Source organism: Agromyces atrinae (genome assembly GCF_013407835.1).
Lineage (GTDB): Bacteria > Actinomycetota > Actinomycetes > Actinomycetales > Microbacteriaceae > Agromyces > Agromyces atrinae.
In genome coordinates this window covers 2,552,124-2,573,082 of the sequence record NZ_JACCBI010000001.1, presented here as the reverse complement: position 1 = coordinate 2,573,082, position 20,959 = coordinate 2,552,124, and the positions used below count along the sequence as shown (strand labels likewise).

Below are 20,959 nucleotides of genomic sequence, written 5' to 3'. Positions count from 1 at the left end.
CACGACAGCCTCGGCCTCCGCGCGGGCCGTCGCGCGCCCTGGCCCGCGAACCGGGGTCGCACGGATTGCGACAGGGGGCTGTGCAGGAGGAGTCACGGCGTCCACAATGAGAGGCATGAGCGCCGAGTCCGCCCGAGACGACGTGCAGCCCTTCCGGATCTCGTTCGTGTGCACCGGCAACATCTGCCGGTCGCCCATGGCGGAGGTCGTGCTGCGGACGCTCGCCGAGCGCTCGGGCCTCTCTGAACGCATGAGCGTCGAGTCAGCGGCGACGGGCGACTGGCACGTCGGCGAACAGGCCGATCGGCGCACGATCGCGGCCCTCACGCGCCGTGGGTACGACGGCAGGCACCACCGCGCGCGGCAGTTCGACGCCTCGGAGTTCGGCACGCTCGATCTCGTCGTCGTCTTCGACCGCAGCCAGGAGCGCATCGTGCGCAGTTGGGCGCCCGACGAGACGTCACGCGGCAAGGTGCAGATGATGCTGAGCTTCGATTCCGAACTCGCGCCGCTCGGCGACGTGCCCGACCCGTACTACTCCGACGAGTCGATGTTCGATCACGTGCTCGAGCTCATCGAGCGCTCGGGCAACGCGCTCTTCCGTCAGCTCGCGCCCGCGCTCCGGGCGTCCTGAGCCTCGGGCAGCAACTGTGCGAGTGCGTGCGCCCCGATGCGGGCGATCGGCCCGTCTCCCGACGTCGTCGCGATGATGGATGACGCCATCGACACCGCCCATCCGCGTGCGCGGCGCCAGGCGGCCTCGTCGGCGTGATCGCCGATCGCCCGGCGGAACTCGCGGCGCCCGTCGGCGTCGAAGACCATCCATGCCGCGGCGAGGTCGGTCGCGGGGTCGCCCGCCGACAGGTCGCCGAAGTCGACGACGGCCGTGAGCCTGCCGCCCGCCGTGACGAGGTTGGCGGGGTGCAGGTCGCCGTGCACCCAGAGCGGTGGGCCGGCCCACGCGGGCGCCGCGACGGCGTCGCGCCACAGCACCGCGAGGTCGGCTCCGTGCTCGAGACCGGTCAGCCGCTCGGAGACCACGGCGTCGCGCTCGGCGAGCGGCACGGCGCGCACCGGGTTGTACGGCGCCTCGGCCGGTGCTGGCTTGCCGAGTTCGACGACGAACGCCGCGAGCTCCGCGGCGAGCGCACCACGCTCGGCGACGGGCAGTTCGGCGACCGACGTACCCGCGAACCACGGCACGATCGACCACGGCAGGGGGAACGCCTCGCTCGCTGCTCCCACCCGCACCGCGACGGGGATCGGCACCGAGACCGCGGCGGCGAGGCCCGGCAACCACCGCTGCTCGTTCTCGATCAGAGCGACGGCGATGGCACGACGCGGCATCCTCACCGCGAGGTCGTCGCCGAGGCGGAAGACGGCGTTGTCCCATCCGTTCGCAACGAGCCGCACGGGCCCCGCGAGGTCGGGATGCTGCTCGGAGACGAGACGCCGGACGAGCGCCTCATCGGCGTCGAACTCGGCGTGTGGGGCGTCCATCGTCATCCTTCCGTCGACCGCGCAGGCTACTGGGATACTAGGAGGGTCCGCGTCATCTGCACCGAAGGATTCCGATGAGCCCCCTCGCCCCTCAGCCGCTCAGCCCTCTCGATGGCCGCTACCAGGCCGCCGTCACCGGGCTCGGTGAGCACCTCTCCGAGGCGGGCCTCAACCGCGCGCGCATCCACGTCGAGGTCGAGTGGCTCATCGCCCTCACCGACCGCGGCTTCGCCGGTTCGTCGGCACTCTCCGACGCCGACAAGGCGGGTCTCCGCGCCATCGTCACCGACTTCGACGAGCAGTCGATCGCCGAACTCGGTGAGCTCGAGGCCGTCACCCGCCACGACGTCAAGGCCGTCGAGTACTTCGTGCGCGCCCGGCTCTCCGAGCTCGGGCTCGACCGCGTCGCCGAGCTCACGCACTTCGCGTGCACGAGCGAAGACATCAACAACCTCTCGTACGCCCTCACCGTGCGCGACGCCGTGCGGGGTGTCTGGCGCCCCAAGTTCGACGAGGTCATCGACCGCCTCACGCGCCTCGCCCGCGAGTACCGCGCCGTGCCGATGCTCTCGCGCACCCACGGCCAGCCCGCGACGCCGACGACGATGGGCAAGGAGCTCGCCGTCTTCGCGTACCGCCTCACGCGCATCGCAAAGCAGATCGACGCCAACGACTACCTCGGCAAGTTCTCGGGTGCGACGGGCACGTTCGCGTCGCACGTCGTCGCCGACCCGGATGCCTCGTGGACGACGATCTCGCAGGAGTTCGTCGAGTCGCTCGGGCTGACGTGGAACCCACTCACGACGCAGATCGAATCGCACGACTGGCAGGCCGAGCTCTACGGCAAGGTCTCGCACGCCAACCGCGTGCTCCACAACCTCGCGACCGACATCTGGACCTACATCTCGCTCGGCTACTTCCGTCAGATCCCCCAGGCGGGCGCGACCGGTTCGTCGACGATGCCGCACAAGATCAACCCGATCCGCTTCGAGAACGCCGAGGCGAACCTCGAGCTCTCGAGCGCCGTGCTCGACTCGCTCGCCGCGACGCTCGTCACGAGCCGCCTGCAGCGCGACCTCACCGACTCGAGCGCGCAGCGCAACATCGGCGTCGGCTTCGGCCACTCGCTCCTCGCGCTCGACAACATCCTGCGCGGCCTCGGCGAGATCGACCTCGCGCCCGAGGTGCTCGCGGCCGACCTCGACGGCAACTGGGAGGTTCTCGGCGAGGCGATCCAGACCGTCATCCGTGCCGAGGTCGTCGCCGGCCGCTCGACGATCAGCGACCCGTACGCGCTCCTCAAGGAGCTCACGCGCGGCAAGCGCGTCAACGGCGAGGGCCTCGCGGCATTCGTCGAGACGCTCGAGATCGGCGACGAGGCGAAGGCCCGACTGCTCGCCCTCACGCCCGGCAGCTACATCGGCCTCGCCGACGAGCTGCTCGACCGGCTCTAGCGAGCCTCTCGGGCGCTAGCGGCGCGGCCGCCGGCCGTCGAGAGGCGGCTTGCGGCGGCGTATCGCGACGATTCCGACAGTGAGTATGCCGGCGGCGATCACGACTCCCGCAATCGTGGCGAGATGCTCGGCCTCGAAACCGGTGACGGGAATCTGCCCGCCCGGCGTCGGCGGGGTGTCGCCCCGCAGTGTCAGGCGCACGTCGAACGCGACGCGCACCTCGCCGTCGCGCGTGTTGCCCGTCGTCACGTCGGCGGGAAACTCGAAGGGCACGCTGACGCGCACCACCTCGCCGCGCTCGATCGTGCGCGTCTCGATGAGGGTGTCGCGCTCGTAGAGGTCGATGACGGGCTGACCGGCAAGCAGGAAGTCGGCGTAGAACGGATCGGCGGGGTCGCGGGCGAGCTCGACGTCGACGACCTCGACCGTGAGCTGCCCGGCCGACGGCCCGTCGTTCCGCACGAGGAACGAGCTGTCGCCCGTGTCGCCGGGCACCGCGACCGGACTGGGGTAGAGGGGCCCGACGAGTTCGCTCGCGAAGCTCGAACCCGTCCAGCTGAGGGCGATCGCGTCGTCGTACTCGGCTGCCGCCGCAGCGGTCGGGAGGGCGAGGGCAGACAGCACGAGTAGAGCGGCCGCCGCGATGCGACGCTTCACGAGGCGACCTTGTCAGTGCTGTCCGCGGCACCGCGGCGGCGCTTCCGGCGATCGATCCCCGCCGCGATGAACGCACCAAGCGAGACGACGACGAGGCCGCCGCCGACGATCAGCACGAGTTCGGTGCGGTTGCCCCCGAGAACCTGCGCGACGAAGCCGAGCTTCGGCACGGTGTAGATGTGCCGTCCGCGAATCTGCTCGCCCGTGATCGGCTCGTCGTCGGTGCCGTTCGCATCGCCCCGCGTGACGAACATCGTCTCGCCCGAGGTGAAGGTCTTCGCGACGACACGGTGGGTGATCACCGTCGGGTCGTCGGAGATGGGCTGGAAGGTGACGATGTCACCGATCTGCACCTCGTCGAAGGCGACCGGCTTCACCACGATGAGGTCGCCCGGCTGGATCGTCGGTCGCATCGAACCCGTGAGCACGGTGAGAGACACGCCCCCGATGACGCGGGGGACGACGACGGATGCCGCGAGAGCAGCGATCACGACGGCGAGTAGCACCCACGTGAATACGGTGCCGATGCCCCGCCAGACGCTGTCGGGCCGCTCCGGATCAGACCTCGGTTCAGCGACCTCGCCGGTCACGTCTGCGCTGCCGCTCACGGTGCGCCCCCGGGTCGGAAGGTCGCGGCGGTGAACGCCACCTTCACGTCGACGACGTAAGCACTCGCGGGCGGGAGGAGTTTCGCGTTCCACGTGTCGGTGTCGGTCGCCGTTACGCCGCCGTTCTGACCGGTCACCGTGGCGGTGTTCGAGTAGGTGCCTGACCAGGCGGGCACGGTGAATGCGAGGCACCGGTAGGCGGTCACGGGTGCAGTGAACGGCGTCGTGCTGTAGGTAGCGGTGACGAGAGTCGTGGGGGCGAGAGTCAGACCCGCGAGCGGGCCCGAATACAGGGGCGACGGCGCTGCGGCGACGGCACTCGCCGTGCAGGCCGCCGGGTTCGCGACCGAGATCGCCTTCACCGTGAGGCCCTGCGCCAGCACCCCTCCGTTGACCGTGACGCCGCCCGATGGCACTTGCCACGACAGGCCTCGATTGCCCTGCGACGTGCCGTCGATCTGCACGACCGCGACCGCGGTATCGCCGGGCGCGAGGTAGGGCTTTCCCGCCGTGCCATCGCCCAAGAGGTCGGTCGGCAGGGTCCACGTCGATCCCGAGGTCGGGGTGATCGTCGTCGGAGCGCCGACAGCGAAATTCACGTACCCCGACTGGATGACCGGGACGACACTCTCGGACTCGCTCCACAACGCGGCAGTGCCCCCGCCGGCGAGAAGGCCGAGAGCGAGGGCGGCAACGGGATAGGGCCAGAGGACTCTGCGGCGCGTCATGGGCGCACCTGCCGCAGGTCGATCTCGACGGCGTCGAGCTGGGCGATATCGGTGACACGGATGCGGTCGGCCGAGCCCGGTTGCCACTCGAAGACGATCCGCAGCGTGTAGGCGGCCGAGCCGTCATCCGCCCCGGTCAGTTCGAAGGTCGACGGCGTGCCGGCCGCGATGTCGTCGATCGTGCCGACGACGCCGCCGTCGGCATCGAGGAGTGTGTAGGTGACGTCGATGTCGGAAGCGAGCGTGCCCGCGACATCCGTGAGCGACGGCACGTCGACGTCGATCTCGGCGCGCATGTTGTCGCCCGTCGTCGTGACGGAGAACGGCTGCTCGAAGGCGATCGTGTCGCCCGGAACGGTGAGGAAGTCGGAGTCGACCTCGAGGGGAGTGCCGGCGACGTCGCCGCTCAGGTCCCACCAGGTCGAGGTCGCGTCGAGGGTGAGGTCGATGTCGCCCGTGGCGATGACGGCGGTCGATACCGGGTCGTCGTCGTTCCACAGGGCCCAGGCGACTCCGCCCGAGAGAAGGCCGACGATGAGCATGGCTCCGCTGACGACGATCGTCGTGAACGTGCGTGTCATGGTCGACCTCCTCTCGGGGTAGAGACGCCGGTGGTGCGGATGGAGCGATGTTACGGGCGAACCTGCGTGAGCGTGATCGGCACCGTCGTGAAGTCGATCGTGCTGAGCACGCCCTCACGGTCGGCCGCTGCGCCGTCGAAGCCGATGCGCACCTTGACGGTGTACTCGGCGACCTGCGACGGCTCGTTGTTCGTGTCGGGAACCTCGAACTCGAGCTCGGTCGTCGTCGACGAACCGAGGAGCACGTCGTCCTCGTCGAAGACCGCGATGCCGACGGTCACGTACGGCTGGAGGGCCGCGGGAACGACGGCGTCGATCGCGGTGGGGTCGATCGAGACGTTCGCGACGATGTTGTCACCGGTCGCGGTGAGGTTGAACGCCTGCGCGTACTCAACGAGGTCGCCGGGCACGAGGCCGAACTGGTTCGGGAAGACGACGGCGCCGGCACCCGCGGTCGGCGCGGGGTCGAAGACGGTGTCCGCCGTGACCCAGCCGGTCGCGGTCGCGGGCGAGAAGTCGTACCAGGCGTCGGTTCCGCTGGCTTCGATCAGGAGGTTACCCGTCGTGATCTCGCCGCCGTCGAGCTCGGCCTGGTCCGACCAGAGGGCGAGGGTGGTGCCACCGGCGAGAAGGCTGACGCCGAGCACTCCGGCGACGATTCCGACTGTTCTCTTCTTCATGATTTCTGTTCCTTAGCTTGTTGTGGTGCGAATGATGTTCGAGTGATGCTCTGTAGGGGGAGTGGGTCACGTCATCAGGGAGAGGCGCCTCCCGTGGGGTTCACGATCGCCGTGGCGCGGCAGTACATGGATGCCCCGACCGCGAGGGTCGTGGCGGGGCACGCGACGGTGACGGCGGCGCCGTCCTCGTCGACATCGGTGACGACGACGGATGACAGCGGAAGCTGACCCGTGTTGACGACGTGGAAGGCCCAGGTGACCGAGGTTCCCGCGCGAACGGTCGGCACATCGGCATCGCCGGGGGCGTTCGCGTCGGCGCCCGGATCGACGATCTGGAAGTAGCCGGCGTTGCCCACGGTGTCGGAGGCGAACGTCGCCGGGCCGGTCTTCACGATCGAGACGGTCGGCGTGTTCGGCACCGTGAGGTTCGCGATGGCCGTGTCGTTGACCGAGTTGTTGTCACGCGGGCCACCGTTGGGGTTCACGGCCACCCGCGCGGTGTTGGGGATCGCGACTCCGCGAGGAGCCGAGGCGAGCACGGTTCCCGACACGGTGACCGTGACGGTGTTCGCGGTACCGGCGGGAGCGATCCAGTAGAGCGGGGCGGCTGATGTGATAGCGCCCGTGCCCGTCGCCGTCGTCGCAAACGTCGTGCCCGTCTTCGAGACGCGCGCAGCACCCGCCACAGTCGCACTCCACGTCACCGTCGCCGGGTCGAGCGGTAGACCCGACAATCCATCCACGAGAGTGGCGGGGAAGTCGGTCGTGATGTCGTCGGGCCCGAGGTTCTGCGCGGTGAGCGTGTAGGTCGCCGTCGCTCCTGGTGCGACCGTCGCACTCGCGGCGCCGTTGATGCGCTTCGTCACCGCGAGGTCGGCCTCCGTCGAGACGAGCAGGTTGCGGATCTGGTGGTTGTTGACGGCGAAGCCCGTCGACGCGGCGAAGCCGAGCTTGAACTGCGCGGGCAGCGCGGCCTGGAACGAGTTGGTGTTGAGGTTCGTCGAATACACGAATGCGTAGGCCGGCGTGGTCGCCGGATTCGAGACCCACCGTGTGCATGGCGTCGTGCCCGATGCGCAGATATCCTTGCCGACCTCGACGGCCGGCGTCATGTAGACCCGCAGCGTGCGAGCGCCGTTCGTCTCAGGAGTGATCGAGATGCGCACCTTGCGGTAGCGGCTGCCGTCGCCGTAGTTGTTGTCGATCGTGTTCGCCGGCCGCGTTCCGCTTCCGCCGATCCAGCGGTAGCCGCCGCTCGTCGGATTGAGGTCCGTGTTCATGCCGTACCAGTAGTTCAAGTCGCGCTGGTTCGTCGGCTGTGTACACGTCGCTCCCGTCGTCGTGTGCCGCACACCCGACCCGCGCACGCCAATGGCCTGCGGTACGCGCTGCTGGGAGGCTCCTCCCGATACGGAATTGGGTCGCGTGGAGACCGCCGTCGTGTCGGAGCGGGCATAATTGCCGTAGACATCGAACCCGATACCGAAATAGCCGCCCGCGATGCCCTGTTGGTTGGGGCACCACGACGAGCTGCTGTTCGAGATACTCGAGTAGCCGAGTCCGCCACCGAAACCGCCCGGCTCGTCGGTTGTCGTGTCGACACTCGTGCCCGACGCCGCACTGATGTTCGCGTCGACGAGGAAGACAGAGAGTCCGTCTCCGGCCCCGTCAGCATCGTTGTTCGCCATACCGTTGTTGGTGCGATAGATGCGCTGGTCGTACTCGACGACGACACCTTTATTCGAGTCGAAGACCGTGTTGTTCAGGGCGAAACCCGAAGAACCAGCTCCGCCATAGGCGTCATCGTTGGTGAGCTGCAACCAGCGCCCACCGCCCGCGTTGTTGTTAGTTGGAGCCACGATGCTCGGCGGAGTGGTACCCGCTCGGCCCGAGAAGAGCCACCCCGAGGGGAGAGTGGCACCCTGGAACGACTCGTTGATGTAGATGCTGTTTCCGGCGGCGCTCGCGACGACGTCGTCGCGAGCAGCGGAGGCGACGAGAAGACCGGCGACGAGCGCGGGCACACCGAGGAGCACGATGCCCCACCGCACGCTTCCACGCCCCACTCGCCCGCTGCGCGATCGCACGCGCGCTGCGGCCCCCCGAACCATCACGCTAACCCCATCATTGGAAACGTTTACTGTTTCCGACAGTAGCGGTTGGAAGCGTTACCGACTACCTCTATTCACCCCCAAAGCGAGGGCAACTCGGCTTTCGGGCGCGACGAAGCGACGACGAGGGCAGTGCCCGCGTCGGAGAGGGGCGCGACTAGTGCGCGGAGGAGTCGTCGGGTCGGTTCTGCGCGTCGAGGTCGGCGAGCTCGTCGTCGTCGGGCTTGAACGCGAGCACGAACATCGCGAGCGCGACGAGCACGATGATGAAGACACCGCCCGTGGCGATGCCCGAAACCACGAGGTCGCGCGTCACCATGAGGGTGATGAGACCGACGAAGACGGCGGCGATGAACGAGCCGCCGAGGAGCTCGAGCGGGCGCAGGACATCGCGTCGGCTCGGCTGAGGCAGCTTCTTTCCGGGATCGTTGCTCACGCGGCATCCACCCCCGTGCCCTGACGCGACGGCGCCCATTTGAGCGAGAACGCGGCGATCGCCGCGAAGACGGCGAGGATGATCCAGTACGCGCCGAGGATGCCGACGGAGACGACGACGTTCGGCGGAAGGAGGAGGAAGACGAGCGCGAGGACGGCCGTGAACCCGCCGAACATGAGCCAGTCGCGAGCCGCAGCCGAACGGCCGCGCGCGCGGTAGCCCGCGTAGAGCTCGAGGAACCCGGTGATCGCGGCCCAGGCGCTCACGATGACGAGCAGGAACGCGAGGCCCCCGCCGACGGTGAGGGCGAGGATGCCGGCCACGGCGGTGACGACGGCCTGGATGACGCCGAGCAGGCGTGTGAGTCGGTCAGCTTCGAAACGCAGCTGGAGGGCGCCGATGAGGAGACCGGCGGCGAGCGCCCAGGCGCCGAAGACGGCGAGTCCGAACGGGGCCGAGTGGTCTTGCGCGAACGTCACCACGATGCCCGCGGCGAGCGCGAGTGCGGCTCGCACGAGGGGGATGATGAAGGCGCGCACGTCTCCGCCTGTGTGACCCGACACGACCGACCTTCCTCAGAACTACCTGTCCAGTCTACGCGGCACCCGCCGGAGCGCCGTGCGAGCCAGGTCGACCGAGGAGAGCGAGGATGCCGGAGTCGGGCGAGATCGAGAGATCGATCAGCTCACCCGCGGCATACCGATCGAAGACCTCCGGGTCGATGTAGCTCGTGCGCGCGACCGTCGGAGTGTTGCCGAGCTCGTCGGCGACGGCCTGCACCGCGCGGCGGATGCACGCCGAGCGCTCACGCTCCGTCGACGCGAGCCCTTGCTTCGCGAGCGACCGGGCCGCCGTGATGGTTCCGTGGAGGGTGCGGAAGTCCTTGGCCGTGAAGTCGCCGAGTGTGCGCTCGCGCACGTAGGCGTTCAGGTCGATCGTGGTGATGGGAACGCGCTTCGAGCCGTCCTTCCACGCGAGCAGTCGCGTGCGCGGCGAGCGTCGAGCCTCACCGAGACACCGGGCGAGATCGTCGTCGACGACCTCGACCTCAGCGGCGACGCCCGACTTCGCGGGGAAGCGCAGCTGCACCGTCGACCCGGAGATGGAGACGTGGCGCCCGAGAAGAGTGGTGAGACCGTGCGTGCCGTTCTCGGCGAGGTACGACTCGCCGCCCGCACGGATGGCGACGGTGTCGAGCAGTCGGAAGGCCGCGGCCAGCACACGGTCGCGGGTCAGCTCATCTCCGCGGAGAGCGCGCGTCACTCCCGTGCGTGCGCCCGGAAGCGACTCGGCGAGCCTGCGCGCTCGCTCGAACTTCTCGCCGTCGCGCACGCGCCGCCACTCGGGGTGGTAGATGTATTGACGCCGGCCCGCGGCATCCACCCCCACCGCAAGGATGTGCGCGTTGGCGCGATCCGAGATCCACACCTTGTTCCACGCCGGCGGGATCGCGAGCTCGATGACGCGGCGGCGCTCATCGGCGTCGACGGGCTTCCCATCCGCATCGCGGTAGCGGAAACGCTCGCCATCGCGCCGCCGCGTGTACCCGCTCGAGCTGTAGGGCTGCACCCTCTTGAGTCGCACGTCAGTGCTCTCGGAGCATCGCGATGAGCTCACTCTTCCGCTTGTCGGAATAGCCCGTCAGACCGAGCTCCTTCGCGCGGGCGCGGAGCTCGGGCACCGTGCGCTCGTCGTAGTCTTCGGCCTCGCCGCCGCGCCGCCCCAGTTCGGACCGGCCGTCTCGACCTGCCGCGTTCGAGATGCGCGCGGCCTTCTCCTTCGACGCACCATCGGCACGGAGCTTCTCGTACAGCTCCGGATCCTTCAGGTGCGAGTTCTTCCCTCGAGGCATGATCTCCCCTCCGTCGACACGGGCCGCAACGCGGAATCCGCTCAGCGTAGGCGCGAGGCGGGCCCGAGCGCAGGGGGTTGACAGGGGCGCGGGGCGCGCACGCGTCATCCGATCAATTGGCGGGGTGGTCGCGCCTCTTCATGCTGTTGTCGTGCGCGCGCACGACCCCTTCGCCCTCGTGGCCCGGCTCCTCGCCGAGGACGAGGCCCTGCGTGCTGCCGGCCGCGATCGACATCTCTTCGAGCCATTCCATGTTGAGCACGGGCTGCTTGCCGCCGCTGTAGCGGAAGTACAGGGGGATGGCCGAGTCGATCCACGCCGCGCTGCGACCGTCGCCGACCGACGGGTCGTCGCGCCAGACGAACATGAACGACTCGCGACGCCGCATCTTGGCGGTGAACACCACCTGCAGATGCGCGAGAACGCGGTCGTCGAAGTCGAACTCACTGCCCTGGAGGCCGTAAACGAGTGTTCCGATGATGACTCCTCGGTCGTGCCGTCGAGGCCGATAGAGCTGTCGGCCCTCGTGGTCGAGCGTATCGGTCGCGCGCATGCTCTCGCGGGTTATCACAGGGATCTGGCGCTGGCAACCCCCTTGTCCCCCATTGTGGGGAGTGGTTGTGTAGTCCAGCGGCCACCCCGCACGGAAGGAGCTGGCGCCGTGAGCGAATCGACAGAAAACGCGCACGGACCTGAGCGAACGGAACTCGAAGAGTATCTCGAAGCCGTCCGCGCCTCCGGGGGCGACGTCAGCGGTTACGAAGCATCGCGAGATGGTTCGGACCCCGCCGACGAGTCGGAATCACCGGAACTCGGTGCCCGATCACGCCCAACCAACATTTAGGAGCTGAACTATGAACATCCTTCTCGTCGTTATCGCCGTGATTGCCATCGTCTTGCTGTTCACCGGCGGATTCGTTTCGTCGCTGAACTTCCTTCTCTGGGTCGGAGCGGTACTTCTCGTACTCGCGATCATCGTGTGGCTCGTCCGCATGATCAGCGGCCGCAAGAGCCCGGTGTAGCCTCAGCGCACACCCACAGACAGAAGAGCAGCCGCGCCGGGGAGGGCACGGCTGCTCTTCTTTTGTGTGTCTGTAGGCGGGAAAGTCTCGCGCTAGGAAGCCTCGACGACTTCCTCGGGGAGGGCGTCGGCCGCCGCCGCGGACTGGCGAGCATTCCGCACCGCGCGGGCGGTGCGGGGCTGGGCCGCGTTGGGGGTGGATGACGAGGGCTCCGGCACGTGCTCGATGACGACGCCATGGGATGACGCGGCCGCGAGAGCCAGCTCTTCGAGCCACTCCTTGTTGAGGGTGTGGTGCTCGTCGGTCTCGAACTCGAACTCGAGGGGAATCGCCGCCTCGAACCACAGGGCGCGGCGCTGCGGCACGCCCTTCGAGCGGTCGACGACCGAGAGCATGAACGACTCCTGCCGTCGCAGCTTGCTGCCGAACACGACCTGCAGGTGGGCAAGCAGGCGGTCATCCAGGGGGAGATAGCGATCGCCCCCGCCGTAGAGGAGTCGTCCCAACGTGGTGCCCTTCGTGCGCGCCACGTCGGAGTTCGATCCGACGGATCGACGAGTGGCTCGAATTGATGGTATCTCGCGTTGTGCCGCGCGGCGAGCGTCGGTGGCGGGTATACGCTCCTGCGCGGTAGTACGCGGGATTCAGGCGCGCATGAGGCTCTGCCCGCTCAGTCGTCCGCGACGTCGTCCGCAGGCAGGCTGTGCCAGATGTGGAACGCGACCGACGCCGCCTTCTGCGCGTCGCCGGACGCCAGGAGCGCGATCAGTTCGTCGTGCAACTCGATCGAGGCGTGGGCGTCGCCGCTGAAGCGCAGCCGTTCCGTGCGACGCACGAGAGGCTCGAACTGGTCGAGTACGGCCTCGAGCGCCTGATTGCCCAGGGCGGCGACGGGAATCCGGTGGAGTTCCTCGTCGGCGTCGAGTGCCGCGCCGACATCGTCGGCAGCGACCGCCGCAGCGAAGCGACGGTTCGCGTCCGTCATCCGCTCGATGTCATCGTCGCTCAGTCGACCCGTGATCTGGCGTGCGACCAGCTCGTGCATCGCCGCGATGACGTCCCGTGCATCCCGCACCGCTCGCTCGTCGATGATGCTCACGGTCGTCGAGCGTCCCGGCAAGGCCACCACGAGTCCGCTCGTCGCGAGTCGCAGGAGGGCTTCCCGCACCGGAGTACGACTCACCCCCAGCCACTCGGCCAGCTCGCCGTCCTTGAGCTGCTCTCCGGGCATGAAGGTGCCGTCGACAATGGCATCTCGAAGACGTCGATAGACGTCGTCTCGGAGGAGTGAGCGGTCAACTGCGGCAGTGCCGGACGGAATGGGCATGCAATATATTGCGCACATCGATTGCAGGGAGGCAAATCGAGCGACCCCTTGCGCACGGTTCTAGCATGCAATATATTGCACATCAGGAACGGCGCTCGTCGGTTCCAGAGGACTCGCTTCGGGCACCCGGAGCGAACAGCGGAAGGGCAATGCAATGAACACCACAGGCCGAGGAATCACCAACGTCGTGCTCGCGCACGGCGCGTTCGCCGACGGATCGGGTTGGCGCGGCGTGTACGACAACCTCACCGCCCGGGGCTACCGGGTCAGCGTCGTGCAGAACCCGCTCACCTCCCTGGTCGACGACGTCGCGGCGACCACACGAGTCCTCGACCTCCAGGACGGACCGACGATCCTCGTCGGCCACTCGTGGGGCGGAACAGTCATCACCGAGGCGGGTACCCACCCGAACGTCGCAGGACTCGTCTACGTGTCGGCCCTCGTGCCCGACTCCGGCGAGAGCAGCGCCCAGCAATACGAGGGATTCGCCGCGACACCCAACTTCGTGCTCGACATCGGCGACGACGGCTACGGCTTCATCAATCGGGAGAAGTTCGCGATCGGATTCGCTGCAGACGCGAGCGACGCCGACGCCGCCTTCCTCCGCGACTCTCAGGTGCCGATCAACATGTCGGTCTTCTCGACGCCCGTGACGGACGCGGCCTGGCGCGAGAAGCCCAGCTGGGCGGTCATCGCCACCGAGGACCAGGCGTTCGACCAGGCCATGCTCCTGCATATGGCGAAGCGGGCCGGCGCGGAGATCACCACCGTCTCTGCGAGTCACGCCCTGTTCATGACGCAGCCGGGCGTCGTCTCGGACGTCATCGTCACCGCCGCTCAGAGCGCGACCCGCACTGCCGCCTGAGCGACATCCGCCACGACCGTCGCCCGTGGGCCGGCTCGACGAGCGAGCCGGCCCACATCGGGAGAGGAGATCGAATGTCCGTCACCGTGTTCCAGGTCGACCTGTGGATCGAGCTCCTCGCTGCCGGGCTCGGCGGCCTTCAAGGAGCTCTGTTCGCGGCAGGCCAGCACCACCGGCGCATCGATGTACTCGGCGTCGTCGTCATCGGCCTCACCGTCGCGCTCGGAGGCGGACTCCTCCGCGATATCGTGCTCGATCAGCCGCCCGTGGTCATCTGGATGAACTGGTACCTGCCTGTCGCGGCGGCAGGCGCGATCCTCGGCATGGCGATCCGGCCGATCCTTCGCCGCGCCGACGGGGTGATCACGGTGCTCGATGCCGTCGTCATGGGACTCTTCGGCGCGATCGGGGCGTCGAAGGCGCTGTCCCTCGGCGTCGGCGAAGCCGGGGCGCTCGTCGTCGGAGTCATCGGCGCGATCGGTGGTGGAATGCTGCGGGACGTCATCCTGAACCTGCCGATCTCCTTCCTCCACGTCGGCACCCTCTACGCCGTCGCGGCCGGCGCCGGCACGGGCACGCTCATCGTGCTCGCCGGGTTCGGTGTTCCGATCCCGATCGCGGGACTGGTCGGCGTCGCGGTGACCACCGTGGTGAGACTCGCAGCCGTGCTCTTCGACTGGAGGTTCCCCGAGCAGCGATCGGTGATCCATCGGCGCGCGAAGCCGCTGATCCCGTGAAGTCGGGCTTCACCACCACACGTCAGGTCGACTGGCGATACGGGGATCGCTCGCCCCTACACCTGCACCATGTCGGCGAAGCGCGAGAAGTGGCCGTGGAAGGCCACGGTGACGGTACGGGTGGGGCCGTTACGGTGCTTGGCCACGATGAGGTCGGCCTCGCCCGCGCGGGGGCTGTCGCGCTCGTAGGCGGCCTCACGGTGCAGGAGAACGACCATGTCGGCGTCCTGCTCGATCGAGCCCGACTCACGGAGGTCGGAGAGCGCCGGCATCTTGTCGGAACGCTGCTCGGCACCACGGTTGAGCTGCGAGAGCGCGAGTACGGGTACCTGGAGCTCCTTGGCGAGGAGCTTCAAGGCACGCGAGAACTCCGAGACCTCCTGCTGGCGGCTCTCGACGCGCTTACCGCTCGTCATGAGCTGCAGGTAGTCGATGACGACCATCTTGAGACCCACACGCTGCTTGAGGCGGCGACACTTGGCGCGGATCTCGACGAGGGTCATGTTGGGGCTGTCGTCGATGTAGAGCGGAGCGTCGTTGATGCGGCCGCGGGTCGACGCGATCGTCGTCCAGTCGCGGGCGTCGACCGTTCCCTTACGCATGTTCTGGAGGGGGACCGATGCCTCGGCCGAGAGCAGACGCATGGCGATCTCGGATCGTCCCATCTCGAGCGAGAAGAAGATCGTCGGCATGTTGTGCGTGATCGCCGCCGAGCGGGCGAAGTCGAGCGCGAGCGTCGACTTACCCATGGCGGGGCGCGCCGCGACGATGATCATCTGACCCGGGTGGAAGCCGTTGGTGAGGTCGTCGAGGTCGGCGAAGCCCGTCGGAACGCCGGTGAACTTGCCGTCGGTGTGCTTCGCGGCCTCGATCTCGTCGATCGCGACGGTGACGGCCTCGGTGAGCGGCACGTAGTCTTCGGCCTCGCTCGAACCGGTGACCGAGTAGATCTCGGCCTGGGCGTTGTTGACGATCTCGGTCGTCTCGCCCTCGCCGGCGTAGCCCATCTGCACGATGCGCGTGCCGGCCTCGACGAGACGACGCAGCAGTGCACGCTCGGCGACGATCGTGGCGTAGAAGCCCGCGTTCGCCGCGGTCGGCACGAGGCTCGTGAGTGTGTGCAGGTACTCGGCGCCGCCGGCGCGTGACAGGTCGCCCGTCTTCACGAGCTCGTCACTCACGGCGATGACATCGGTGGGCTCACCCTGCGAGTAGAGCGACAGGATCGCGTTGAAGATGACCTCGTGCTTCGGCACGTAGAAGTCGGGGCCTCGGAGCGTCTCGATGACGTCGGCGACGGCATCCTTCGACAGCATCATGCCGCCGAGCGCGCTCTGCTCGGCGAGGAGGTCGTGCGGGGGAGAGCGATCGGGTCGCCGCGACTCGCCGCCCTCATAGGGTTCGGCGATTCCGAGGTGGGCGATCGACACTCACTCCTCCTTCAGGATGGACTTCTGGGCGCGATGTGCGCGTGCGCAACGGCCGTGATCACCGTTCTACCGGCGACCACTGACACGGTGCGTGGGTATCGCGCCCACCCCCGGCGAGCAGCGACTGACTCACGATAGGCAGCACACGGCCGGGCCACAACTCACCCTGTGGATAACTGTGTGGAGAATCTGCACGAAACGCCGACAAGCATGTGTACTGCCTGTGGGGGAACCTGTGGAAACTCAAGAGATTCTGACAAATTAATGTCTTTTGACCAGCTATAAAGAGTTTCCACGTCTGTGTGAACAGAAATACTCTAGACCGACGGTTGAGGGTTGCCGGGCTGTGGGTGAAACTGTGAACAAATGCGCCGAGATAGGTCATCTGAGCTTGTGAGACGGTGCATCAGTGGTGTACGCCCCTCCCCCTCCGGCGGGGGTCACGGAGCTTAAACGACGATGAACCGGCAGGTCCGAAGACCTGCCGGTTCATGGATTCGTGCGACGCCTACTTGGCGGCGACCACCTGAAGGGTGATCGTGGCCGAGAGCTCGTCGTGAAGACGAACCGTAGCCTCGTGCTCGCCCGTCGACTTGATCGGGCTCGTGAACTCGATCTTGCGCTTGTCGACCTCGCCGAGACCGGCAGCCGAAACGGCAGCAGCCACGTCAGCGGTCTTGACCGAGCCGAAGAGACGTCCTTCGGAGCCGGCCTTGACGGACAGCTTGACCTTCGTCGACTCGAGAGCCTTCTTGAGTGCCTGTGCGTCCTCGAGCGAGTGCAGCTCGCGAGCGACACGAGCCGCCTTGATCTGCTCGACCTGCTTCTGGCCGCCACGGCTCCACGACACGGCGAAGCCCTGGGGAACCAGGTAGTTGCGTGCGTAGCCGCTCTTGACCTCGACCACGTCGCCGGCAGCGCCGAGGCCAGTGACCTCGTGCGTCAGGATTACCTTTGCCATCGTCTTGCTCCTTAGCGGCCCGAGCCAGCGTACGGAAGCAGAGCCATCTCACGTGCGTTCTTCACGGCACGTGCGATGAGGCGCTGCTCCTGGACGGAGACACCAGTGATTCGGCGGGCGCGGATCTTTCCACGCTCCGAGATGAACTTGCGGAGGGTCGCGACATCCTTGTAGTCGATGACGCCGACCTTGACCGACTTCGCGGGAGCGGCGTTCTTGCCGCCCTTGGCTCCGCGGGCCGGCTTGCGGCGGTCGCCGCTGCTCTTTCCAGCCATTGTCTTTCCTTGTCTGTAGAAAATCGTTCCGGGAGACGCCTCCTACGAGGCATCCTCGGGTTTAGAAGGGGGTCTCGTCGCCGTAGCCGGTGCCGGGCGTGTTCCAGACATCTCCGCCGCCACCCTGCTGAGGGGACGATGCGGGAGTGCTGGGAGCCCAGGGCTCGTCGACGGCACCCTGCTGCGGTGCGGAGTATCCTCCGCCACCACCGCCACGGTTTCCGCCGCCACCCGACGACTGCGCTCGCGTGATGGAGGCAGTGGCGTAGCGCAGGCTCGGGCCGATCTCATCGATCTCGAGCTCGATGGCCGTGCGCTTCTCCCCTTCCTTCGTCTCGTAAGAACGCTGCTTGAGACGCCCGGAAGCGATGACGCGTGTTCCCTTGGTCAGTGATCCAGCGACGTGCTCGGCGAATTCACGCCAGCAGCTCGCGCGCAGGAACAGCGCTTCACCGTCTTTCCACTCGTTCGACTGACGGTCGAACGTACGAGGAGTGGAGGCGATGGTGAAGTTGGCAACCGCGAGTCCGTTCGGCGTGTAACGCAGTTCGGGGTCTGCGGTGAGGTTGCCCACCACGGTGATGATCGTCTCGCCGGCCATGAGGACTAGGCGTCCTTCGCGGCGGGCTTCGCAGCTGCCTTGGCGGCAGCCTTGGCAGCCTTGGCCTCAGCGGCCTTGGCAGCGGCGGCGACCTGAGCGATGCCTTCCTCGGCGCGGAGCACCTTGGTACGCATGACCGCTTCGCTGAGGTTCAGCTGGCGGTCGAGCTCGTTGGTCGTAGCCGACTCGGCGGTGAAGTCGACGACAGCGTAGATGCCTTCGGTCTTCTTGTTGATCTCGTAAGCCAGACGACGCTTGCCCCAGATGTCGACCTTCTCGATGGATCCACCATCGTTACGGATGACATTGAGGAACTTGTCAAGGCTGGGAGCAACGGTGCGCTCGTCGATCTCGGGATCGAGGATGACCATCAACTCGTACTGATGCATGACTAACCCACCTCCTTCGGACTGAACGGCTGCAGTATCTCTGCAACAGGAGGGTTGTGCATACGTCACCCGAGGAGGCCGCGAATGCGGCACACGGGCAACCTTGCAAGTGTAACGTATCCGCCCACAACTCGCGCACCCCGCTCTCCCCTCCCGCTCGGCCAGCCCCACATCTCGTCGAGAATCGCCGTTCGTGTCGAGAGTCGCTGCTCTACCGGCGATTCTCGACACGAACGGCGACACTCGGCGCGGGACGCGGGACGGAGCGGGGCGGATGACGGGTCAGCGGGTGGGGTGGATGCCGTGGGCGATCAGGTGCTCGCGGAGCAGACGCGGAGAGAGCGCGATGCGCCAGTCCCAGCGCACCGCGTGCGAGCGGTGACGGCGGATGCGGTCCTCGCGCCGTTTCTCGTCGAGCACGACGTCAGCCGTCGAGCGCCCTCGGGTGAACTCCTCACGGATGTACTTGCCGACACCGTCGAACTCGCCGAACCGATCGAGCTCGGGCCAGTCGAAGTCGGAGACGTCGTCGCCCGAGCCGTCTGCGCGGGGGAACCGTGCCTGCAGCACGGGCGCCGGGAAGTGCATCACGTGCATGTGCGCTCGGCTGACCGATTCACCCGGCGATTCCGCAGCCGGATCCGCGAATGCAGCGGCCGCGCGAGCCCCGCGGACGCCGCGGCGGGATGCGCCTACGACGAGTTCGTACACGAATCGATCTTGATCGATCCCGCGGTCACGGGTGCCGTCGGGCAGTTCGATCCAGTCACGGAAGACATGGTCGAGCACGGCGACCGCCGAAGCGAACGGGAGCATGCACGCGACGTCGCGCACCGTGCGTTCGAGTGACGTCACCAGGACTCCGCGACGCTCGACGACGTCATCCGTCGTGATCGCATCGTGGTACCACACGACGCCGTTCTTCGAGTGGACGCCACGACGACCGTCCGCGGCGAGATGGACGTGCTGAAGGTGCGGGCCGACGATGGGCAGACCCCACTCGATCGCCGCCGAGACGTGCGAGAAGACCGGCTCGTGATGACGCGTCGCTGCGACAGCGCGCATGCGCGTCGCGTACCGCGCAACGAAACCCGCATCCGCCCACTCCTCCGCATCGACGCGCACACCTCGGCGCACCCGGTGCATGGTCGGTTGCGGCTCGCCGACTCATCTCGCCGAGAATCGCCTGTGGCATCGAAAGTCGCCGCTCTACCGGCGATTCTCGACACAAACGGCGACACTCGACGGGCAGAGACCCGCGGATGTCAGTCGCGAGCGGCCCACCACGCGAGGAGGCGCTCGCGCGCGACATCCGGGTCGAGGGGGCCCTCGTCGAGACGCAGCTCGAGCAGGAACCGGTAGGCCTCGCCGATCACGGGGCCGGGGCCCACGCCGAGCAGCTCCATGATCTGCTGCCCGTCGAGGTCGGGGCGCACCGCGGCGAGCTCCTCCTCCTCGGCGAGCACGGCGATGCGCGCCTCGAGGTCGTCGTACGCGAAGCCGAGGCGGTCGGCCTTCCGGCGGTTGCGCGTCGTGACGTCGGAGCGGGTGAGGATGTGCAGCCGTTCGAGCTGATCGCCCGCGTCGCGCACGTAGCGGCGCACGGCCGAATCGCTCCACGCGCCGTCGGTGTACCCGAAGAACCGCAGGTGCAGCTCGATGAGGCGCGCGACGGCGGCGATCGTGTCGTTGTCGAACCGCAGGGCGCGCAGGCGCTTCTTCGCGAGCTTGGCTCCGACCACGTCGTGGTGGTGGAACGAGACGACCCCGCCTGGTTCGAGGCGCCGCGTGGCGGGCTTGCCGATGTCGTGGAGCAGCGCCGCGAGGCGCATGACGAGGTCGGGGGAGTCGAGCGTGCCGCGCGACTTCTCGTAGCCGATGGCCTGATCGAGCACGGTCAACGAGTGCTCGTAGACGTCCTTGTGGTGGTGGTGCTCGTCGACCTCGAGCCGGAGCGCGGGCAGTTCGGGCAGCACCCGCGCGGCGATGCCCGACGAGACGAGCACCTCGAGGCCCGCGCGCGGCGACTCGGTGAGCAGCAGCTTCGAGAGCTCGTCGCGCACCCGCTCGGCCGAGATGCGGTCGATCTCGGGGGCGAGCTCGTCGAGAGCGTCAAGGGCGTCGGTGTCGATCGTGAAACCGAGCTGCGAGGCGAAGCGCGCCGCACGCATCATCCGCAGCGGGTCGTCGCCGAACGACTGCGTCGCCGGAGAGGGGGTGCGAAGGATGCCGGCGAGCAGGTCGTCGATGCCGCCCGACGGGTCCACGAGTGCGAGCTGCGGCAGCCGCAGGGCGAGGGCGTTGACGGTGAAGTCACGCCGCACGAGGTCGCCCTCGAGGCTGTCGCCGAACTCGACGGCAGGCTTCCGGCTCTCGCCGTCGTAGCTGTCGGTGCGGTAGGTCGTGATCTCGACGACGTCGTCGCCGAGGCGCGCGCCGATCGTGCCGAACTGCCGCCCGATGTCCCACACCGCGTCGGCGATGGGCTCGACGACCGACAGGATCTCGTCGGGGTTCGCGTCGGTCGTGAAGTCGAGATCGTTGATGGGTCGCCCGAGGAAGGCGTCACGCACGGGGCCTCCGACGAGTGCGAGCTCGTGGCCCGCCTCGGCGAAAGCGGCGGCAAGACGCGCGACTCCACGCGACGAGGCGAGTTCGCCGAGCCGCTCGAGGGCTGCTGCGACACTCTGCATGCCGCCTATTTTAGGGGCCGCGAAGCACGCGACGCGGGCGGCGCTCAGAGTT

The 20,959-nt window shown here is 67.8% G+C and carries 26 protein-coding genes; 5 read left to right on the top strand and 21 right to left on the bottom strand.

Features of this window, described 5'->3' with window-relative positions; all coding sequences use genetic code 11:
• Nucleotides 1–115: 115 nt before the first annotated feature.
• On the top strand, nt 116–634 hold the full coding sequence (locus BJ972_RS12015; RefSeq protein WP_129172229.1) for a low molecular weight protein-tyrosine-phosphatase: 519 nt from the start codon (nt 116–118) through the stop codon (nt 632–634).
• Here the strand turns inward: BJ972_RS12015 and BJ972_RS12010 are convergent.
• Nucleotides 604–1,500, bottom strand: a complete 897-nt coding sequence (locus BJ972_RS12010) for an aminoglycoside phosphotransferase family protein (RefSeq protein WP_129172230.1) — start codon at nt 1,498–1,500, stop codon at nt 604–606. The genes BJ972_RS12015 and BJ972_RS12010 overlap by 31 nt on opposite strands.
• 74 nt (nt 1,501–1,574) lie before the next feature.
• Between BJ972_RS12010 and purB the strand changes: the two genes are divergently transcribed.
• Nucleotides 1,575–2,954 carry an adenylosuccinate lyase gene (gene purB / locus BJ972_RS12005; protein ID WP_129172231.1) on the top strand — a complete coding sequence of 460 codons (1,380 nt, stop codon included), beginning with the start codon at nt 1,575–1,577 and terminating at the stop codon, nt 2,952–2,954.
• Nucleotides 2,955–2,969: 15 nt separating this feature from the next.
• On the opposite strand, the gene BJ972_RS12000 is transcribed toward purB, so the two are convergent.
• From BJ972_RS12000 to BJ972_RS17350, 11 genes are all read right to left on the bottom strand, one after another.
• Nucleotides 2,970–3,611 carry a hypothetical protein gene (locus tag BJ972_RS12000; protein WP_129172232.1) on the bottom strand — a complete coding sequence of 214 codons (642 nt, stop codon included), beginning with the start codon at nt 3,609–3,611 and terminating at the stop codon, nt 2,970–2,972.
• Nucleotides 3,608–4,219 carry a signal peptidase I gene (locus BJ972_RS11995; protein ID WP_164989849.1) on the bottom strand — a complete coding sequence of 204 codons (612 nt, stop codon included), beginning with the start codon at nt 4,217–4,219 and terminating at the stop codon, nt 3,608–3,610. Before BJ972_RS11995 ends, BJ972_RS12000 begins: the two co-directional genes overlap by 4 nt.
• The gene (locus tag BJ972_RS11990; RefSeq protein ID WP_164989850.1) at nt 4,216–4,947 is read right to left on the bottom strand and encodes a SipW-dependent-type signal peptide-containing protein; all 732 of its coding nucleotides are present in this window, start codon (nt 4,945–4,947) and stop codon (nt 4,216–4,218) included. Before BJ972_RS11990 ends, BJ972_RS11995 begins: the two co-directional genes overlap by 4 nt.
• A complete protein-coding gene (locus BJ972_RS11985) occupies nt 4,944–5,528 on the bottom strand; it encodes an alternate-type signal peptide domain-containing protein (protein ID WP_129172233.1) in 585 nt (194 codons plus the stop codon). The genes BJ972_RS11990 and BJ972_RS11985 overlap by 4 nt, the downstream gene beginning before the upstream one ends.
• A gap of 50 nt (nt 5,529–5,578) precedes the next feature.
• Nucleotides 5,579–6,208: an alternate-type signal peptide domain-containing protein gene (locus BJ972_RS11980; RefSeq protein ID WP_129172234.1), complete on the bottom strand. Its 630-nt coding sequence runs from the start codon at nt 6,206–6,208 to the stop codon at nt 5,579–5,581.
• A gap of 74 nt (nt 6,209–6,282) precedes the next feature.
• On the bottom strand, nt 6,283–8,259 hold the full coding sequence (locus BJ972_RS11975) for a CLIPPER-2 domain-containing protein (protein ID WP_129172235.1): 1,977 nt from the start codon (nt 8,257–8,259) through the stop codon (nt 6,283–6,285).
• A 217-nt stretch (nt 8,260–8,476) separates the two neighbouring features.
• Nucleotides 8,477–8,755 carry a hypothetical protein gene (locus tag BJ972_RS11970; RefSeq protein ID WP_241830678.1) on the bottom strand — a complete coding sequence of 93 codons (279 nt, stop codon included), beginning with the start codon at nt 8,753–8,755 and terminating at the stop codon, nt 8,477–8,479.
• Nucleotides 8,752–9,318 carry a hypothetical protein gene (locus BJ972_RS11965; protein ID WP_129172236.1) on the bottom strand — a complete coding sequence of 189 codons (567 nt, stop codon included), beginning with the start codon at nt 9,316–9,318 and terminating at the stop codon, nt 8,752–8,754. Before BJ972_RS11965 ends, BJ972_RS11970 begins: the two co-directional genes overlap by 4 nt.
• A gap of 31 nt (nt 9,319–9,349) precedes the next feature.
• The gene (locus BJ972_RS11960) at nt 9,350–10,339 is read right to left on the bottom strand and encodes a DNA topoisomerase IB (RefSeq protein ID WP_129172237.1); all 990 of its coding nucleotides are present in this window, start codon (nt 10,337–10,339) and stop codon (nt 9,350–9,352) included.
• A gap of 1 nt (nt 10,340) precedes the next feature.
• Nucleotides 10,341–10,607: a DUF7218 family protein gene (locus BJ972_RS11955; RefSeq protein ID WP_129172238.1), complete on the bottom strand. Its 267-nt coding sequence runs from the start codon at nt 10,605–10,607 to the stop codon at nt 10,341–10,343.
• A 112-nt stretch (nt 10,608–10,719) separates the two neighbouring features.
• Nucleotides 10,720–11,160 carry a DUF7882 family protein gene (locus tag BJ972_RS17350; protein ID WP_241830679.1) on the bottom strand — a complete coding sequence of 147 codons (441 nt, stop codon included), beginning with the start codon at nt 11,158–11,160 and terminating at the stop codon, nt 10,720–10,722.
• 301 nt (nt 11,161–11,461) lie between these two features.
• On the opposite strand from BJ972_RS17350, the gene BJ972_RS11945 reads away from it, so the two are divergent.
• Nucleotides 11,462–11,629 carry a hypothetical protein gene (locus BJ972_RS11945; protein ID WP_164989851.1) on the top strand — a complete coding sequence of 56 codons (168 nt, stop codon included), beginning with the start codon at nt 11,462–11,464 and terminating at the stop codon, nt 11,627–11,629.
• 92 nt (nt 11,630–11,721) lie between these two features.
• Here BJ972_RS11945 and BJ972_RS11940 read toward each other — a convergent pair whose 3' ends face one another.
• Both BJ972_RS11940 and BJ972_RS11935 read right to left on the bottom strand, forming a co-directional pair.
• Nucleotides 11,722–12,159: a DUF7882 family protein gene (locus tag BJ972_RS11940; RefSeq protein WP_129172239.1), complete on the bottom strand. Its 438-nt coding sequence runs from the start codon at nt 12,157–12,159 to the stop codon at nt 11,722–11,724.
• A gap of 140 nt (nt 12,160–12,299) precedes the next feature.
• The gene (locus tag BJ972_RS11935; protein ID WP_129172240.1) at nt 12,300–12,956 is read right to left on the bottom strand and encodes a GntR family transcriptional regulator; all 657 of its coding nucleotides are present in this window, start codon (nt 12,954–12,956) and stop codon (nt 12,300–12,302) included.
• A 154-nt stretch (nt 12,957–13,110) separates the two neighbouring features.
• On the opposite strand from BJ972_RS11935, the gene BJ972_RS11930 reads away from it, so the two are divergent.
• Both BJ972_RS11930 and BJ972_RS11925 read left to right on the top strand, forming a co-directional pair.
• Nucleotides 13,111–13,821, top strand: a complete 711-nt coding sequence (locus BJ972_RS11930) for an alpha/beta fold hydrolase (RefSeq protein ID WP_129172241.1) — start codon at nt 13,111–13,113, stop codon at nt 13,819–13,821.
• Nucleotides 13,822–13,895: 74 nt separating this feature from the next.
• Nucleotides 13,896–14,558, top strand: a complete 663-nt coding sequence (locus tag BJ972_RS11925) for a trimeric intracellular cation channel family protein (RefSeq protein ID WP_129172242.1) — start codon at nt 13,896–13,898, stop codon at nt 14,556–14,558.
• Between the two features lie 56 nt (nt 14,559–14,614).
• Here BJ972_RS11925 and dnaB read toward each other — a convergent pair whose 3' ends face one another.
• From dnaB to BJ972_RS11890, 7 genes are all read right to left on the bottom strand, one after another.
• The gene (gene dnaB / locus BJ972_RS11920) at nt 14,615–15,988 is read right to left on the bottom strand and encodes a replicative DNA helicase (RefSeq protein WP_129172243.1); all 1,374 of its coding nucleotides are present in this window, start codon (nt 15,986–15,988) and stop codon (nt 14,615–14,617) included.
• Nucleotides 15,989–16,496: 508 nt separating this feature from the next.
• Nucleotides 16,497–16,949, bottom strand: coding sequence for a 50S ribosomal protein L9 (rplI, locus tag BJ972_RS11915; protein ID WP_129172244.1), 453 nt, complete (start codon nt 16,947–16,949; stop codon nt 16,497–16,499).
• A gap of 11 nt (nt 16,950–16,960) precedes the next feature.
• A complete protein-coding gene (gene rpsR, locus BJ972_RS11910; RefSeq protein WP_129172245.1) occupies nt 16,961–17,224 on the bottom strand; it encodes a 30S ribosomal protein S18 in 264 nt (87 codons plus the stop codon).
• Between the two features lie 61 nt (nt 17,225–17,285).
• A complete protein-coding gene (locus BJ972_RS11905) occupies nt 17,286–17,825 on the bottom strand; it encodes a single-stranded DNA-binding protein (RefSeq protein WP_129172246.1) in 540 nt (179 codons plus the stop codon).
• A 5-nt stretch (nt 17,826–17,830) separates the two neighbouring features.
• Nucleotides 17,831–18,214 (bottom strand): 30S ribosomal protein S6, encoded by a 384-nt coding sequence (gene rpsF, locus BJ972_RS11900; RefSeq protein ID WP_129172247.1) that lies wholly within the window; start codon nt 18,212–18,214, stop codon nt 17,831–17,833.
• Between the two features lie 282 nt (nt 18,215–18,496).
• Complete coding sequence (locus tag BJ972_RS11895; RefSeq protein ID WP_129172248.1) at nt 18,497–19,279, bottom strand: hypothetical protein; 783 nt, start codon at nt 19,277–19,279, stop codon at nt 18,497–18,499.
• 200 nt (nt 19,280–19,479) lie between these two features.
• A complete protein-coding gene (locus BJ972_RS11890; RefSeq protein ID WP_129172249.1) occupies nt 19,480–20,907 on the bottom strand; it encodes a CCA tRNA nucleotidyltransferase in 1,428 nt (475 codons plus the stop codon).
• Nucleotides 20,908–20,959: the final 52 nt, after the last annotated feature.